The sequence below is a fragment of the Paenibacillus sp. BGI2013 genome, from assembly GCF_002843485.1.
Classification (GTDB): Bacteria; Bacillota; Bacilli; order Paenibacillales; family Paenibacillaceae; genus Paenibacillus; species Paenibacillus amylolyticus.
Map to the genome: position 1 here is coordinate 163,309 of NZ_PJFA01000001.1, position 17,553 is coordinate 180,861.

Genomic DNA, 17,553 nt, shown 5'->3' on the forward strand with positions numbered 1-17,553 from the left:
GAGATGCAATGTGAAACCTGCAGCCGAAGGACCTAGCAAAAAGCTGAAGGGAAACGTGAAGGGCAATTCGCTCTGGACTGAAATCTGGAAGCACCGAATGACATACACCCTGCTTATTCCGGGGCTTGTCTGGCTAATTCTGTTTGCCTACATGCCGATGGGTGGCCTGTCTCTGGCATTCAAAGATTACAAGGCCAACCTGGGCATCTGGGGAAGTCCATGGAGCGGATTCGAGAACTTCAAATATGTTTTCCGTGATCCAACCTTTATCGACGCAGTATGGCGTACGCTGTACATCAATATTCTGAAACTGATTATTCAGTTCCCGTTCCCGATCATTCTGGCGCTGTTGCTGAATGAATTGCGGATGCGCAGAGGAAAAAAATTGTTCCAAACCGTTCTTACATTCCCGCACTTCCTTTCCTGGATCATCGTATCCGGGGTAGTCATCAATGTACTGGCATATGACGGACTGGTAAATAGCGCGCTCGGATTACTCGGATTGCCAACGATTAACTTCCTGGGGTCCGAATCCAACTTTGTACCCATGTTGCTGTTGACTGATATTTGGAAATCAAGTGGATGGGGCGCGATTATATTCCTGGCTGCCATTTCCGGTATTGATCAGGATCAGTATGAATCAGCACAGATTGACGGGGCTTCCCGTATGCAACAGATGTTCAAAATTACTTTGCCGAACATCCTTCCAACCATCACAATCATGTTTATTCTCTCGGTTGGTGGATTGATGTCTTCCGGGTTTGACCAGATCTTCAACTTGGCAAATGCCGCTACCAAAAATGTATCGGAAGTACTCGATGTATATATCTATCGGATTACGTTCCAGTCATCTACCGATTTCTCATTCTCGACAGCGGTCAGCTTGTTCCGTTCCCTGGTGAATATGGCCTTGCTGCTTCTTGCTGACAGATTTGCCAAGTGGCTTGGCGGAGACGGTTTGTTCCGATAAGAGAGGAGGAAAAATGAGATGAGCAAGAAAGCTAACAAAAAACCGAGAATTGGTACAGAAAAAATGACACTTCTCGATTACATTATTTTCGCCGTATTACTAGTGCTTGCCCTGATGATCCTGATTCCGTTCTGGAATGTCATCATGATTTCGTTTGCAACACAAAAAGAATATGCTGACAATCCATTTTTGATGTTCCCTAAAGAATGGACATTGGATTCCTACAAGGCATTGTTCGCTGACGGAACGATTCTGACGGGGTACAAAAATACAATTATATTGCTAGTCATCGGCTTGCCACTCAGCTTGTTCCTGACAACAAGCATGGCATATGGCCTTAGTCGCAACAAATTTCCGTTTAAGAAATTTCTCTTTTTCCTGGTACTGTTCACCATGATCTTTAATGGTGGTATCGTACCGCTGTACCTGATCATGAAATCACTTCATCTTACAGGTACGCTGTGGTCCGTTATCCTGGCGGGAAGCTTCAGTGCTTTTAACATGATTCTGATGATGAACTACTTCTACACCTTGCCTGAATCACTCATGGAATCGGCGAGACTGGATGGAGCCGGAGAGTGGAGAATTTTGTTCTCCGTTGTTCTTCCGCTGGCTACACCAATTATGGCTACAATCACGTTGTTCTACGGTGTAGCTTACTGGAACAGTTGGTATGATGCGATGATATTCCTTCGAAAAGCGGATCAGTTACCGCTCCAGAATGTACTCCGAAATATTATCGTGACATCTACGACGAATGCATCCAATGCATCCAGTGTGGATGCTGCTCAAGCAAGCAACTTCTCAATGGGTATGAAGATGGCGGCCGTATTTGTCACCATGGTACCAATTATGTGTTTCTTCCCAATGCTGCAAAAACACTTTGCCAAAGGGGTATTAACAGGGGCAATCAAGACCTGATATACGTATAGGATTTTGCAATAAAATTCTACTAAAAACATGGGGGTAAAACATGAAAACGAAAAAAAAATTGTCAGTAAGAGCTCTCTTTGCCATCACGCTTAGTGTAGTTATGCTGATGGTGACCGCTTGTTCCAGTCAAGGAGCTTCAGGTGGTAACGAAAAAGATGCAGAGGGAAATTACAAAGACAACCTGACCATCTCTGTAGCTAACCTGACAGAAATCAAAAACGGGAACCTGGATAATGATTTCCACAAGTTCTGGACAGACAAATTTAATTTGACATGGGACTACAACTATATCGATTGGGATTCATGGGGCGAGAAGCTTCGTCTGTGGATCAACTCTGGCGACTTGCCGGATGTAGCGGTATGGAACTACGTACATGGCGATGCCATTAACAGCATTGAACAAGGTTTGTTCTACAAATTCCCGGATGACTGGAAAGAACGCTGGCCTAACGTGGCAGCAGCTTACAATTTGACGGGTCTTGGAGACAAGTTGGAAGAATTGACAGGTGGAACATATGTCCTGCCTAGACCAATCTATTTCGAGAACAAACCAGCTGACCCACTCACGAACCAAATTGGTGTCATTGCGCTTCGTAAAGACTGGGCTGAAGCGGTTGGTTTTGAACTGAAAGATGCTTATACAACAACCGAATTGAATGAATATGCTGCGCTAGTGAAAGAAAAAGATCCAGGCAAAGTGGGTAACAAACTTGTACCTCTGTCCTACAATGCGGCAGATGCTATGACAAACATGATTATGCCAAACAGTGTGCATGCCATGACTGACTCTCCGTTCTACAAAGGTGAAGATGGCCAATTCCACTGGGGACCAGCAGATCCTGAAACGCTGACAGGACTTAAATTGATGCAAAAAGCCTATAAAGATGGACTGCTCAATCCTGAGTTCTACACATGGAAAAACAATGAAGGTCAAAACAACTTCAAAGTAACAGGTACAGCTGCTGTAACAAGTCTGGGCGGACTGGCTTCCTACAGACAAGGTCTGGATTCCGATATGAAAAAAAATCTGGGTGTAGATAGTGATGAACTGGTACACACAGCAATCGTAGTAGGCGATGACGGTAAATACCGTAACATGGAACAAGCCAACTTCTGGTCTGCATTGATCTTCAATCCAGACATTAGTGACGAGAAATTCGAACGGATCATGGATCTGATCGATTACTCCGCAACAAAAGAAGGACAGTTGCTCATCAACATGGGCTTTGAAGGAAAAGATTGGAAATATGATGAAAACAACGAACTCGTTAGCTTGTTGCCAGAAGGAACGGTATTGGAAGATAAATATCCAGCTCGTTTCGAAGGTCTTTATCTGCTTGGTGACGACTTCAGTGTTGTAAACCCTGCAATCAAAAAAGATTACCGTGATAGAGCCGTGAAATTGTTCGAAGAAAAAGCAAAACTTGGTACAGAAGGCAAATCGCTTGCACCATACGATTGGGATGTCAACCTGTACGATTCCAAAGCTAAGAGTCAGGCTTCATTCGACTACCAGAATGAATATGCCAACTTGATCCTCAAAAACGGAGATCTAGAGGCAAACTGGAAAGAATGGGTAAACAGTAAAATGTCCCTGGTTCAACCTTATCTGGATGAGCTAAACGATAAATTCTAGTAATCATTCAGTAATTAATTTTGAACCCGGTGCGCGGTCTCTCCCCGAACGCAGCCGGGTTCTTTATTTCAACAACTTATAGTGGAGGATACGATCAGATGAATAACGAGCAGTTGCTAGATCTGGTAAGACAGATGACGTTGGAGGAAAAAACAGCTCAGCTTCTTCAGTTGACTGCAAACTTTTATGAAGGAACAAATGTTGAAGGTCAGATCACAGGGCCGATGGAAGAGATGGGAATTACGGAGCAGTCCGTAGATGCCAGTGGGTCCATTCTGGGGTTGTCCGGTGCGCAGGCCATCATTGATGTACAGCAAGCTTATATGCAAAAAAGTCGTTTGGGCATTCCGCTTTTGTTCATGGCTGACGTAGTTCATGGATTCAAAACCATTTTCCCGATTCCACTGGCGATCGGTTGTTCATGGGACACAGAACTGGCTGAGAAAAGTGCTGAAATTGCAGCACGTGAATCAGCTGTATCCGGTTTGCATGTTACCTTTGCACCTATGGTGGATCTGGTTCGTGACCCGCGCTGGGGCCGTGTGATGGAAACGACAGGAGAAGATCCTTATCTGAACAGTTTGTTCGCGGCTGCGTTTGTACGTGGATATCAGGGCGACAGCTTGAAGGATGAGCCAGATCGTCTTGCAGCCTGTGTTAAACACTTTGCGGCGTATGGAGCGGCTGAGGGTGGTCGGGATTACAATACGGTGGACATGTCTGAGCGTAACCTGCGTGAGTATTATTTGCCAGCGTACAAAGCAGCATTGGATGCGGGCGTGGAGATGGTTATGACTTCGTTCAATACGGTTGACGGTATTCCGGCAAGTGGCAATGAGAAGTTAATGCGTGGCATTTTGCGTGACGAGTGGGGCTTTGATGGTGTGTTAATCTCGGATTGGGCTTCCATTCGCGAGATGATTGCGCATGGTGCTGCAGAAGATGATCGTGAAGCGGCATATCGTGCCATTCGCGCAGGAGTAGATATGGAGATGATGACACCTTGTTATGTGCATCATTTGCCTGAACTGATTGAGAGTGGTGAAGTGGATGAGAAGCTCATTGATGAAGCCGTTCTGCGAATTCTGCAGCTGAAAGAAAAGCTGGGATTGTTCGATAACCCACTTCGTGCAGCTGATCCTGAACGTGAACGTGAGATTGTATTCTCCAAAGAGCACCGTCAGGTATCGTATGAACTGGCAACGAAATCAGCTGTCCTGTTGAAGAATGATGAGAGCGTGCTTCCACTTCAACCTGACGCTAATGTTGCCCTTATTGGTCCTTTTGCACAGAGTCCTGATATTTTGGGCTGGTGGTCCTGCGAAGGAGTTAAGGAAGATGCAGTTAAGTTGGGAACAGCTCTGCAAGAACGCCTGACGGGTGGGAAAGTTCAATTTGCTCAAGGCAGTAATGTTCATACGATTACAGCTGAGCAGATTGCCGAAGCCCTGGAAGTGGCAAGCAAAGCAGACCTGATTGTCCTTGCTCTTGGTGAAGACTCCGAGATGAGTGGAGAAGGTGGCTCGCGCACGGATATTCGTCTGCCAGCAGCCCAATTGGAATTGGTTAAACAGCTCAAAGCAGCGGGAAAACCGATTGCCAGCGTTATTTTTAACGGCCGTCCATTGGATCTGCATGGTGTAATCGATGAATCGGATGCCGTTCTTGAAGCCTGGTTCCCGGGTAGTGAAGGCGGAGCCGCGATTGCAGATGTTCTGACAGGTGTAGTGAATCCATCCGCACGTCTGACGATGTCCTTCCCGCAGTCCGTAGGTCAGATTCCGGTCTATTACAACCATTTCAATACAGGTCGTCCACTGAACCCGGAGAAGACGGAAGAACGTTATGTCTCCAAATACATTGATAGCCCGAATGAACCTTTGCTTCCGTTCGGTTATGGTCTCTCATACACTTCGTTCTCTTATGGTGATCTTGAAGTGTCAAGTAATGAGATGACTACCGAAGAGTCCCTGAGCATTCAAGTACGTGTAACGAACACGGGTGAGCGCGCAGGCGTGGAGACTGTTCAGTTGTACGTTCGTGATGTAACGGGTGAAGTCGTTCGTCCTATGCGTGAGCTGAAAGGATATGTGAAGCTTGCACTGGCGCCAGGCGAGAGTGGTACAGCCACGTTTACGTTAAATGAAGAACAGCTTCGTTATCACCATTCTGACTTAAGCTACCGCAGTGATCGAGGCGAGTTCCATATTCTTGTGGGTGCAAACAGTCGGGATACTCAGAAGAAATCATTCAGACTTGTTTAATCTGATGAATGGAAAGAGTAATGTGTCAGGCCTTTTGTTATGGAAGGCCTGATGAACATAACAGGGGAGCGAAGAATGTGGTCAGTATCAAGGATATCGCCAAACAGGCGGGAGTTTCCATCTCTACTGTGTCATATGCGCTGAATGGCAGCAACAAAGTGACCGATGAGACGAGTTCCAAAATTTTGGCCATTGCCAAAGAACTGAACTATGTTCCAAATGCCGCAGCAAGAACACTGAAGAAGAGGGAATCCAAAATTCTAGGTGTATTCTTGACCGATTTTAGCGGAGATGTGTATGGAGACTTGCTGAGTGGCATGAAAGCCGTATGTAATGCTCAAGGCTATGACCTGATCGTGTGCAGTGGTAAACAATCCCATCGCATGCTTCCAGAGAGGATGATTGATGGTGCAATCATTTTGGATCATACGTTTGCAAGTGAGGAACTAATGCAGTATGCCGATCGTGGGCACAAAATCGTTGTATTGGACCGTGAGATGGACCATCCCAACATTAATCAGGTTCTGCTGGATAATAAAGCCGGGGCGACACTTGCGATGGAACATCTGATTGAACAGGGACATAAGAAAATCTACGTGGTGACAGGACCGGAAGGTTCGTTTGACTCTGTGCAGCGGTTAAAGGCTGTGAGACAGGTTGCAGAACGTGAAGCCGGTGTGGAATGGATTGAGATCACGGGAGATTTTGAGAAGAGTAGTGGAGAACAAGCCGCAGATCAGATTGTGCAGGTGTATGATGGACCCGCAGCGGTATTCTGCCTCAATGATGAGATGGCTATTGGCTTGTGTGATCGTCTGGCAGACAGTGCACTTGGCGTTGGTCAAGAGATTGATGTCATCGGATTCGACAATATTGAATTGAGCAAATACGTCCAGCCGAGATTGGCGAGCATTGATTATTCCAAGCGCAAGTGGGGATCACTCGCTGCTGAACAATTGATCAAAATTATTGCTGGAGAACCCGTTGATCATGAACGAATTTATGTGACATTAGTTGAGGGTGGGTCGGTGAGTGGGCCTATTCCGTCTGATTCTGTTATATCCATGCGGAATGACCGGGCGGTTAGCTATTGATCCCGAATACAGCAAGAGACAAGGCTTAGAAGAATCGAATCATTCTTTTAAGCCTTGTCTCTTGTTATTTAGAGGATGAAGCAATAGAAAAAGCCTCTCCGGAGAGAGGCTTGGCCTTTACAAGCCTTTTGTTTTGTCATTGTTGTAGGATGAAGTGAGAATGCCTGTAATGAAGAGAGTCAATACGATTGCAATAATCCAGAATGTCAGTGAAAATGACATGCCCTTCGCACCTCCTGCACAAGCTCATTTTCTTCTATTATAACCATTATAGGTAGAAAAGAAATGCTTCACCCTATTATTTGTAAAATAAAAAGTGTGTGGGAACCGGTCTGAGGCTGCCATCTGAAGGGTTATTCACAACCCGATTATTCAGAATAAGCGAGGATGATCCACCGCCATCCAGATTATAGGCGTCAATCACCCCAAGCTTGTACAATCGCCCTTGCAACTCTTCAAGGGTAGCACCGGAACTTCCGCCCTCATTATATCCGTCAACTACAATAATCAATAACTGATCATCTTTATAATTGCCAATGACTGTACGTGGTGCTCGTTTGGGTGATACTTTCCACTTGTCGGGAATTGGGGGTTTCCGCCCATTCTGTAGCAGCACCGGAACAAACGTAGCCCCGAATTGTGGTTGCAGGCGATCCAGTGAGTTTTTGTCGAAGAACTTGCCTCCGACCAGTTTACCGGCATCGTTAAGTCCTACAAAAAACAGATCTTTGAAACTGGCCTGAAAACCGTTCACGTACTTCCCGTCCATGACGGTTGTGCTAAGTGGATAACGTTTGCCCCCACTGTCAGCAAATCCACCTGCGTTAATCCCGGCAATTGCGCCGTTACGCTTCACAGCCTGCATGGTCGTCTCAGAACGCCCAGGTTCACTGTCTAGAGCCATCTGCATGGCTGTAGGGTCTTTTAGCTTGATCTTCATGGCATAGCCCTTATAGCTGCCAGGATTCACTCTGTACATTTCAATCGTTAGCCGTTCACTGTCTACCCGTTCAAATGGAACGCCAAGCTTGGATGAAATCCGGTTGTTGTAAATCTTTTCCGGACGATCCGCTTGGGTGGAAGCCTTCTGCACAAGTGTAGACATCGTACTTGTTGTTTTATTATAGAGCTGTGTCGTTCTTTTAATAGAAGAAGAAGTCTGGACAGCAGCATCTTTTGCCCCCGCAAGCTCTTGGCTAATTGCTTGGGTCCGGGGTGTAATCGTATCCTCTGACAGTTCGGTAGGCATCAAACCTCCGGGTTCAAGTGGAGGACGAAGCAGCAGCAGGCATAATATCAATCCAACAAAAGGAGCGAGTGCAAGCATAAAAAAACGATTAACCTGTTTGACGGGTGTAATCATTTGAGCAGGTCCATCTTTTTCTGGAGTGTCTCCAGTTGTTTTTTGACTTCGCTCAGCTGGGTATACAGTTTGTTGCTGTTATCCGTTTTGTCACTTGCATTATCCTTGGTGAAAGTCAGCAATTCATTGAAGGATTGAACCTGTCCCTGCAGGTCTTCTACTTCCTTTGATATCGTTGTTAGCTGATTTTCGTAGTCGGTTTTTAGCGCTGCAATCTGCTGCTGATTATGGGCTTGAAGCTGGTTAATCATCTGTTGCTGGAGATGGTTACTATAATAGTAGGTTCCAACGACTCCTAGTGCAATGAGAACAATCCACATTACCAGAAACAGTTTGATTGAAGATCCAGCCTTGCCTTTGGCGCTCCGGGTGTGATGGATGTCAGAGGACGGGTCAGATGGTTTCATATCATCACTCCTGGTCATTTATAGGTACAAAAAAATTTCCAGTCCTCATTCTATCATGCCCCTATTGATTACGCAAAAATGAAATTCTTTACTTAATAGAGTAAAAAGAGATTGCATCGGAAGGAAGTCCTAGGATACAATTTCTTATAGATGCAATAAGTAGGAACTTTGGGCAGGTTTTTCGACTTTTTTAGATAGAAATGCAGGAAATTTATACTATATTTTGACCTTTCCGGGGATGGAAAGATGGACGTCATGGTGTTTTTATAACAAAATACAGTGAAAATAGAGCTTTTTTATCGGCTTCCTCCTGTATTTTTCTGTTTTTCGACATAATCCGACCTATGCTTCTTCTATACTCGGATTGTCGCATAGACGATGAAATCATCATGACAGAATTTAAAAGTTATTTGTCCAATACATAACAGGGGGAACAACAATGAAAAAAGTATGGCAGGTGGTCATCATAGATATCCACCCCACCAGCATGCTCGGTACAAAATTGATTTTGGAAGAGCAGCAAGATCTGACGGTACGTGGTATGACTTCGACCGGAACAGAAGGGCTCGATCTGGTGAATATTCACCAGCCTGATCTGATTCTGATGGATTATCGTCTTCCGGAGGGTCAGGCAGATCAATATATTGCCCAGATGAAGAATCTGTCAGCTCACAGTCACATCATTATTTTGACGGATGAAGACAATGTGAAGCTGTTTCGTCATCTGATGAGCCTTGGTGCAAGCGGCATGTTATCCAAACAGGCTTCCCCTAGCCAGCTGATTCATCTGATCTCTGGATTGCGTGAGGGCCATGTGTCCATTCCATTGTCGTGGTTAAACAGTGCGGAGTGGGCGCAACCTGTGGAGTCTCCGACAGAAGCACGTGTTATTGAATTAACAGAAACCGAAACTTTTATCATGGAAAGAATTGTTCAGGGTGTAACCTATGATAAAATAGCGAATGAGATCAACGTTAGCAGACGTTCCATTGATAATTACCTGCGTAAAATATACGTGAAGCTGGAAGTGAGCAGTAGAGCACAGGCCATTGAACGTTATGCCTTGCATGCAAGACAAGTGAAGACGGGATCCTGACGAAACAGGTTTGTTCTTCCCATGATCACAACAGTTCGGTATGCATCCGGTCATATTCGATGGCGAGCAGGAATAGGTTGTAGGGCTGCGGACTGCGAGTACAGTTTCGGAATAGGGACGAAAGGGGAACGGATCGATGAAATATTTCTTTGCTTCCCGTACCAACAGGCTTTTGTCATCACCACTGAGGGATATACGTGAGATGTCTGGCAGGGATTATTTCATTTCTCTGGCGGAAGAATTGCCTGCGGAGGAGTTGTTTCCTTTCAAATTGTTGGAAGAAGCAGCGGTGTCTGTCTTTAGTTCAGGCCCTTCCGCATTGCAATATGGAGAGCCAGCAGGCTACACACCCCTAAGAGAGTGGTTGAACAAAGACTGGAATGCACGCAAAGGCATACGAACGGTACCCGAGCAGATTCTGTTGACCACTGGTACCCAGCAGGCCATCGATCTGGTGATGCGTCTATTGCTTGAGCCAGGAGATTCTGTACTGGTTGAACATCCCACATCTCCAGGCTGTCTTGAGGTTCTGGAGATGCAAGGAGCCAAGATTGTGCCCGTAATGGGTGATCGGGACGGCATACTTCCAGACCTTTTGGAGCATCACATGCAGCAGGTTAGACCGAAGCTGCTTTTTGCTGCACCCAGTTTCTCGAATCCGACCGGTGCTTTGTGGAGTATGGAGCGGCGGGAGGCAGTCCTTGAGCTGTGTTCGCGCTATGGTGTACTGCTCGTGGAAGATGATTCTTACGGAGAGCTCCATTTCGATGGGCTTGAGCCAACGGAATTCTATCGTAAATATCCTTCACTTTTTGCACTGGATACTGCCGATCAGGGTGGACATGTTCTCTACATTGGTTCATTCAGCAAAACAGTAGCGCCCGCTCTTCGAACCGGATGGGCCGCTGGACATCCTGCGCTGATTCAGGCAATGGCCTCGGTTAAACGAATTGCAGATGGTCAGTCCAGTCCGATGAATCAGCGGCTGTTGTATCAATTGCTTGCCCATTCCCCATTTCGTTGGAGTGATCACCTATCGATGTTGAATCGGGAGTATAAGACAAGACTCAAACTGATGCTTGAACTGTTGAAGAGGCCGGGCTGGAAAGGGTGTCAGTACAACATCCCTGAGGGCGGAATGTATCTGTGGGTACAGTTGCCGGAAGGATTGGATAGTGGCGCTCTGCTTAAGGCGGCTTTGCCCAAAGGTGTATCCTTTCTTCCTGGATCACTATGCTCCACAGGTGTACAGGATCAACGTTACATCCGATTGAACTTTAGCCACCCGGGCCGGGATGAATTGCTACTTGGCATGAACCTGATCAGTGAAGCCATTTCCGAATTTACGGCTCGTAGCTAAGTCAGATCAAAAATAGATTTTGTAGCAAAAATTAAAATTGGTTCATGACCAAAGTGATTACGTTATTGCATCCACTAACATTTTTATATATAATATGAATTAATGAGTTGTTGGTTTCTTTATATAAGCTACAATGGTGGCCAGTTCAGGAAAAGCACTCATATATTTTATTTAACGGGGGAAAATTCAACATGTCTAATATTTTATTTGTTAAAGCAAATGACCGTCCTGCAGATCAAGCAGTCAGCGTTAAATTGTACGATGCATTCTTGAGCGCATACAAAGAGTCCCACCCAGGTGACACAGTTACTGAGTTGGATCTCTACAATACAGAATTCCCATTCTATGGTAACACTGCTATCACAGGTACTTACAAAGCAGCTAACGGTTTTGAACTGACAGCTGACGAGCAAAAAGCAGCTTCACTTGCAGCACAATTGCAAGATCAATTCCTGGCAGCTGACAAAGTTGTATTTGCATTCCCACTGTGGAACTTCACTGTTCCAGCTCCATTGGTAAACTACATTGCTTACCTGAGCCAAGCTGGTAAAACATTCAAATACACTGCTGAAGGTCCTGTAGGACTTGCTGGCGACAAAAAAGTAGCTTTGCTTAACGCACGTGGTGGCGTTTATTCCGAAGGCCCAATGGCAGCTGCTGAAATGTCCCTGAACTTCCTGAAAACAGTTCTCGGCTTGTGGGGCATTCAAAACCCTGAAGTGGTTATCGTTGAAGGACATAACGCTTCTGCTGATCGTGCTGAAGAAATCGTTACTGCAGGTCTGAAATTGGCTTCCGAAGTAGCAGTAAAATTCTAATAACAATCTTCTATATAGAACACATCAAAACACCTGTAGTCTCCAGTGGAGATTACAGGTGTTTTTTTGCCTTCTCATTTTTTTTCACATCCGTTACTTCAGATGATTCCATATCAGATATGGCCTGTATTTTTTAAGTACTGCTCCACTGTTTCAGCGATGTGTGCAAGTCGTCCTTATTTTCACCAGATACAGAATACGTTACATCGAGTTCATTAATGGTTCGTTCAATCATATCATTATCCTCAAGCATGTGTGCATGCTCGGTTAACGCCTGTACTCCCTTAATCGTCAAAATATACTTTCCACGGGAGAGGCGTTCAAACCAGCCATAATAATTTTTTTGCAGAATTGCTGCGGCAGAACCTACGCCTGTCTGTCTGGCAAGGTTGGCCGGAGAGGCTTCTCCGTTCGTCCGTAGAGCGGATGCGACACGCAAAGCCTTCTCACGATATGCTGTGACCAGCTGTCTTCGTGTGCTGCCTCCCGTATTGTAGTCTCCGCTGCGTTCGTCGAATTCCTTGAGCAATCGTTTCCGCCGAACACCGCTTTTACGGGCAACCTGATTGGGGCCAGTGAGGGGGATCAGGGCGGAGGGCTCGCACAATACATCAATCAGGGGAGCTTTGGTTTTGTAAAATGTGACAGTCAGCAGCCCCAGACCGAGCTGTCTGCATAGTGCGGTCAGTTCGCTCCAGCGTTGGTTCACGGCTCCGCGTTTACTGCGATTGCGCTCGACGGCCAGATACACGAACGGGCTAAGTTTCAAGCGCTGCATGCCCTGCAGCAACAGGGAGAGGTTAAATGTTTTTTTCATCTCCACAATGAGTGGTTCGTCCTGGTCTGATCTGACTCCGACGAGGTCACAATGTCTGACTTCCGCCTTGACGTCGAAGCCACGCTGCTCGAAGAAAGTCTTCACGGGCGAATATAATTCGGTTTCGTATTTCACTGCCATCGTCCGTGCTCCTTTCCAGAAGTGGCCTGTCTCTGACCATGTGTTGTCCGGTTTCCTGAATTTAGAACCCTCATTATATCATATTCGTTCTTTTTTTTCTGAAGGCACAAGATGTCTGATAGAACAGGGAAAAGCCAAAATTCGAAGCGGTTGATTGAAAAAAAGAGGTCAACTTATCCGAATTGCCGCATAGGTATGTAATACACTTTTCACAACAAAACAAGACGTTTGGACAGAGGGTGGCGGGACAACACAGGACCGCAAGATTGGTATTCAAGCAGGAGCCGCAATTCTATTGATTTCTTCATACCATTCGGAATGGTTGACAATCACACTAAAGGAGCCATGGGAGGTACCAAGCATGAATATTTTTGAACGCGTTGCGGAACATCGGGCAGAGAGTGACCGTTTGACATGGAACGGAACATTTGAAGATTATATTGCACTGCTGAGAGAGGACCCGACTCCGGCAATGACGGCTCACGCCAGAGTGTATGAGATGATTGAATCGTTTGGGGTGGAAGAAGTAGGTGGGCATAAGCGGTACAAGTTTTTTGAACAGGAGATCTTTGGGCTGGACCGTTCGATTGAAAAGTTGGTTGAAGAATACTTTCACTCGGCTGCACGCCGTCTGGATGTACGGAAGCGGATCTTGCTCCTGATGGGTCCTGTAAGTGGAGGGAAATCGACGCTGGTGACGCTGCTGAAGCGGGGGCTTGAACAGTTCTCGCGGACAGAGAAAGGTGCCATATACGCCATTGATGGATGCCCGATGCATGAGGAACCGCTACATCTGATTCCACTGGAGCTTCGTCCTGAAGTGGAAAAGGAAATTGGAGTCCGCATTGAGGGTAACCTTTGCCCATCCTGCCAGATGAGACTTCGTACCGAATATGGTGGTGATATCAGCAAGGTGCCGGTGGAACGGGTCCTTGTTTCCGAAGATAATCGGGTGGGGATAGGAACGTTCAGTCCATCTGATCCGAAATCACAGGACATTGCCGATCTGACGGGGAGTATCGACTTCTCCACCATTACGGAGTTTGGTTCCGAATCCGATCCACGTGCCTATCGTTTTGATGGGGAGTTGAACAAGGCGAACCGTGGGTTAATGGAGTTCCAGGAGATGTTGAAATGTGATGAGAAATTCCTATGGAATCTCCTGTCGCTCACGCAGGAAGGAAATTTCAAAGCGGGACGTTTTGCCTTAATCAGTGCGGATGAAATGATTGTGGCGCATACGAATGAATCGGAGTATAAATCTTTTATCTCCAACAAGAAGAATGAGGCACTGCAATCCCGGATGATTGTCATGCCTATTCCGTACAACTTGAAGGTATCCGAGGAAGAGAAAATCTATGCCAAGCTCATTCAGCAAAGTGACATGAAGCATGTTCATATTGCACCGCATGCACTGCGGACTGCAGCCATTTTTTCCATACTTACCCGCTTGAAGGAAACGAAGAAACAAGGCATGGATCTCGTTAAAAAAATGCGCATGTATGATGGTGAAGAAGTGGAAGGATACAAAGAAGCTGATCTGCGCGAGATGCAAAATGAGTATCTGGATGAAGGGATGTCCGGCATTGATCCACGGTATGTCATTAACCGGATCTCCAGTGCTTTGATTAAGCAAAATCTTCAGTGCATTAACGCGCTGGATATTCTGCGGGCGATCAAGGATGGTCTGGACCAACATGCCTCGATCACGAAGGAAGAGCGGGAGCGTTATCTGAACTTCATTGCTCTTGCACGCAAGGAGTATGATGAACTGGCCAAGAAGGAAGTGCAGAAAGCATTTGTTTACTCATTCGAGGAATCCGCAAGAACGTTATTCGAGAATTACCTCGATAACATTGAAGCATTTTGCAACTGGTCCAAGATGCGTGACCCGCTCACGGATGAAGAGATGGACCCGGATGAGCGTCTGATGCGATCCATAGAGGAACAGATCGGGATCTCCGAGAATGCAAAGAAAGCGTTCAGAGAAGAGATTCTGATCCGAATCTCGGCATACTCCCGCAAGGAGCGCAAGTTCGAATACAGCAGCCATGACCGTTTGCGTGAAGCGATTGAGAAAAAGTTGTTCACCGATCTGAAAGATATTGTCAAGATCACAACCTCAACCAAAACACCGGATGCAACACAATTGAAACGTATGAATGAAGTCATTAAACGTTTAATTGAGGAACATGGATACACCGCAGCCAGCGCGAATGAACTGTTACGTTATGTGGGTAGTCTGCTTAATCGCTAATCGGCAACGAACCATTCCGGATCAGGCTCCTGATGCCTGTTGTGAGGCTCCTTCACAGCAGGGTCAGGGCCTTTTTAATTACATGAAGGTCATATTAGTCTAAAAAGCTGACAAATAAGGTTAATTTTAAAGAGAATTAGTTCTAATGGTATATGTATATTTAGGTATTTTAGTCTATAATCAATACATATATTTACAATTTAAAGTAATTTAGTGTTTATTAAGGAGCTGACTGAACCAGATATGAGCAGTATTTCCGCAACAAGACAGAAGCAACTTGATTACATGGGATTAACCGCAGGGGATCTAAAACTGCTTGCCGATCATCGGCCTGTTTTTAAAAAAGTCGTTAATGAAGTGGTGGATCATTTCTACAATCATGTGGGGAATTATCCTGAATTGGTAGATCTGATCGCTCGATTCTCTACCATTGATCGTCTAAAAGAAACACAGAAGATGTACTGGTTATCAATGACGGATGGAATCGTGGACGACGCATATATTGAGCAACGGATTGCGATTGGACTTGTGCATTCACGGATTGGTCTGTCTGAAGATTATTATCTGGGTACCTATATGGTCTACCTGGATATTGCAACGAGCATATTCCAACAGGTTATCCCTGATTCCTGGCATCTTGTCATTCAAGCGCTCAGCAAAATGTTTAATCTGGATTCACAGCTTGTCCTTGAAGCCTATGAGAAGAAAGAAAAAGAAAAGTTACATCAGCTTGCCGATGACCAACAACATACATTACAGGCAATTACGCAGATTACCCAAGAGCTTACAGGCATGATTAGTGAATTAAATGAAAGTGCAATGGCTATATCGAGTGTTGCCAAAGAAACAGCGGCTTCTCAGGATCAGGCTCAGGTTCTGCTTACCGAATTAACAGGAGAGATCCAGCAGATCGGAAAAATGGGTGAACTCATTCGCGAGATATCGGATCAGAGTCATCTTGTCGGCCTGAATGCAGCGATTGAAGCTGCTCATGCAGGAGAGTTTGGACGTGGCTTCGAAGTAGTCGCTAGTGAGGTGCGCAAGCTTGCAGCCAGTTCCCGGGATGCCCAGGGTAAGATTCAGTCTAATCTGGAGAAGATCATGAAGAAACTGAGCAGTGTGCAGCAGGAGTCGGATCATACGTCTCGCGGAGCACGTAGCCAAGCTTCACGCTCGGCTGAACTCGCTGTATTTGCAACAACAATGGAGAAACTGTCTCTGGATTTGAAGAATCTGGAACAGCAGGAATAGAGCTTAAAAGCATTAGGAACCTTCCATACCGTTTCAGGCTGTTTTAAGCTATAATGGGTAGACAAACCTGCCGATGTTATAGAAAATGCAGCCGGAGACAGGGGATTCGAAAGAGGTTGAGGTGATCAGATGGCTTCTATCCATGATGTAGCCAAGGAAGCGGGAGTATCTGTTGCAACCGTTTCCAAAGTGATAAACGATTATCCTGATGTAAGTGAAAAAACACGCAAAAAAGTCAATATAGCCATCGAATTATTGAAATATCAACCCAATGTGGTCGCACGTGGACTTGTCAAACGCCGTTCATGGACGGTGGGAGTACTGTTAACAGTTCCGTTTACGAACCCTTTTGTGTCGGAGTTGCTGGAAGGGATCAAGACAGCGCTGGAGAACAGTGGATATGACCTGGTCCGGTTGTCTACTCGATTCGATGATCCGGCGTACTCGTTCATCAAACATTGCCGCAGTCGTAATGTGGATGGCGTTGTGGTATTCGGGGAAGGCAGAGAAAACGCGAGTATTCAGGAACTGGTGGATGCAGAGATTCCAACGATGTTTGTTGATACGGACATGTTGGGCAAACGTGCCGGTTACATTACTACGGATAACGCGAACGGGATCTCGATGGGTGTCAAACATCTGCATGAGCTTGGGCACCGCAAAATTGCCTATATCTCAGGGACACTTGGACCTGCTGTAGCCAATCTGCGATTGGAAGGATATCGGGAAGGGCTGCGAGAATGCGGCATCCCGTATTCTACGGTATATCTGGAGATCTGCGATTATTCCTTCGACGGGGGAAGCAAGGCTGCCCGACGATTGCTGGCACTTCAGGATCAACCAACGGGAATTGTCTGTGCATCAGACATGTCTGCTTTTGGTGCGATTCATGAAATTGAAAAGCATGGACTGAGTGTACCGGAAGATATCTCGGTTGTCGGGTTCGATAACACGTATTATGCTGAGGTATTCAAACCGGGGTTGACCACGGTGAATCAGAATATCTATTCCATTGGCATTAAGTCCATTGAATATCTGATTGCCATGATCGAGAATCCATCTTATTCTCCTCCTGTGGTGACGGAACCTTCCAATCTGGTCATCCGTCAGACGACAGCACCTTTAAAAGACTAAAAACGTAAATAG

Annotated in this window: 14 protein-coding genes; 11 read left to right on the forward strand and 3 right to left on the reverse strand. The window is 45.8% G+C overall.

The features are described 5' to 3' along the window. The first annotated feature begins 10 nt into the window (after positions 1-10). The 5 genes from CXK86_RS00765 (at position 11) to CXK86_RS00785 (ending at position 6,897) form a co-directional block, all read left to right on the forward strand. The gene (locus tag CXK86_RS00765; protein WP_017689585.1) at positions 11-970 is read left to right on the forward strand and encodes an ABC transporter permease; all 960 of its coding nucleotides are present in this window, start codon (positions 11-13) and stop codon (positions 968-970) included. 18 nt (positions 971-988) lie between these two features. After that, positions 989-1,891, forward strand: coding sequence for a carbohydrate ABC transporter permease (locus CXK86_RS00770; protein WP_036610027.1), 903 nt, complete (start codon positions 989-991; stop codon positions 1,889-1,891). A gap of 52 nt (positions 1,892-1,943) precedes the next feature. After that, positions 1,944-3,539, forward strand: a complete 1,596-nt coding sequence (locus tag CXK86_RS00775) for a type 2 periplasmic-binding domain-containing protein (RefSeq protein ID WP_076252415.1) — start codon at positions 1,944-1,946, stop codon at positions 3,537-3,539. 98 nt (positions 3,540-3,637) lie between these two features. After that, entirely contained in the window at positions 3,638-5,803 is a 2,166-nt protein-coding gene (gene bglX / locus CXK86_RS00780) for a beta-glucosidase BglX (protein WP_076252413.1), read from the forward strand. Between the two features lie 77 nt (positions 5,804-5,880). Next, on the forward strand, positions 5,881-6,897 hold the full coding sequence (locus CXK86_RS00785) for a LacI family DNA-binding transcriptional regulator (protein ID WP_076252411.1): 1,017 nt from the start codon (positions 5,881-5,883) through the stop codon (positions 6,895-6,897). A 298-nt stretch (positions 6,898-7,195) separates the two neighbouring features. On the opposite strand, the gene CXK86_RS00790 is transcribed toward CXK86_RS00785, so the two are convergent. Both CXK86_RS00790 and CXK86_RS00795 read right to left on the reverse strand, forming a co-directional pair. Beyond that, entirely contained in the window at positions 7,196-8,260 is a 1,065-nt protein-coding gene (locus CXK86_RS00790) for a phosphodiester glycosidase family protein (protein ID WP_076252409.1), read from the reverse strand. Next, on the reverse strand, positions 8,257-8,667 hold the full coding sequence (locus CXK86_RS00795) for a uroporphyrinogen-III C-methyltransferase (RefSeq protein WP_051447152.1): 411 nt from the start codon (positions 8,665-8,667) through the stop codon (positions 8,257-8,259). Before CXK86_RS00795 ends, CXK86_RS00790 begins: the two co-directional genes overlap by 4 nt. 439 nt (positions 8,668-9,106) lie before the next feature. On the opposite strand from CXK86_RS00795, the gene CXK86_RS00800 reads away from it, so the two are divergent. The 3 genes from CXK86_RS00800 (at position 9,107) to CXK86_RS00810 (ending at position 11,941) form a co-directional block, all read left to right on the forward strand. Then, positions 9,107-9,763: a response regulator transcription factor gene (locus CXK86_RS00800; RefSeq protein WP_017689577.1), complete on the forward strand. Its 657-nt coding sequence runs from the start codon at positions 9,107-9,109 to the stop codon at positions 9,761-9,763. Positions 9,764-9,899: 136 nt separating this feature from the next. Next, complete coding sequence (locus tag CXK86_RS00805) at positions 9,900-11,123, forward strand: aminotransferase-like domain-containing protein (RefSeq protein WP_036610015.1); 1,224 nt, start codon at positions 9,900-9,902, stop codon at positions 11,121-11,123. A gap of 191 nt (positions 11,124-11,314) precedes the next feature. After that, entirely contained in the window at positions 11,315-11,941 is a 627-nt protein-coding gene (locus tag CXK86_RS00810) for an FMN-dependent NADH-azoreductase (protein ID WP_036610012.1), read from the forward strand. Between the two features lie 133 nt (positions 11,942-12,074). Here the strand turns inward: CXK86_RS00810 and CXK86_RS00815 are convergent, their stop codons facing one another. Further along, a complete protein-coding gene (locus CXK86_RS00815; RefSeq protein ID WP_076252408.1) occupies positions 12,075-12,899 on the reverse strand; it encodes a DUF2161 domain-containing phosphodiesterase in 825 nt (274 codons plus the stop codon). Between the two features lie 361 nt (positions 12,900-13,260). On the opposite strand from CXK86_RS00815, the gene CXK86_RS00820 reads away from it, so the two are divergent. From CXK86_RS00820 to CXK86_RS00830, 3 genes are all read left to right on the forward strand, one after another. Then, positions 13,261-15,156, forward strand: coding sequence for a PrkA family serine protein kinase (locus CXK86_RS00820; RefSeq protein WP_076252406.1), 1,896 nt, complete (start codon positions 13,261-13,263; stop codon positions 15,154-15,156). A 243-nt stretch (positions 15,157-15,399) separates the two neighbouring features. Further along, the gene (locus CXK86_RS00825) at positions 15,400-16,407 is read left to right on the forward strand and encodes a globin-coupled sensor protein (protein ID WP_076252404.1); all 1,008 of its coding nucleotides are present in this window, start codon (positions 15,400-15,402) and stop codon (positions 16,405-16,407) included. A 129-nt stretch (positions 16,408-16,536) separates the two neighbouring features. Continuing rightward, on the forward strand, positions 16,537-17,541 hold the full coding sequence (locus tag CXK86_RS00830) for a LacI family DNA-binding transcriptional regulator (RefSeq protein ID WP_076252402.1): 1,005 nt from the start codon (positions 16,537-16,539) through the stop codon (positions 17,539-17,541). Positions 17,542-17,553 lie beyond the last annotated feature (12 nt).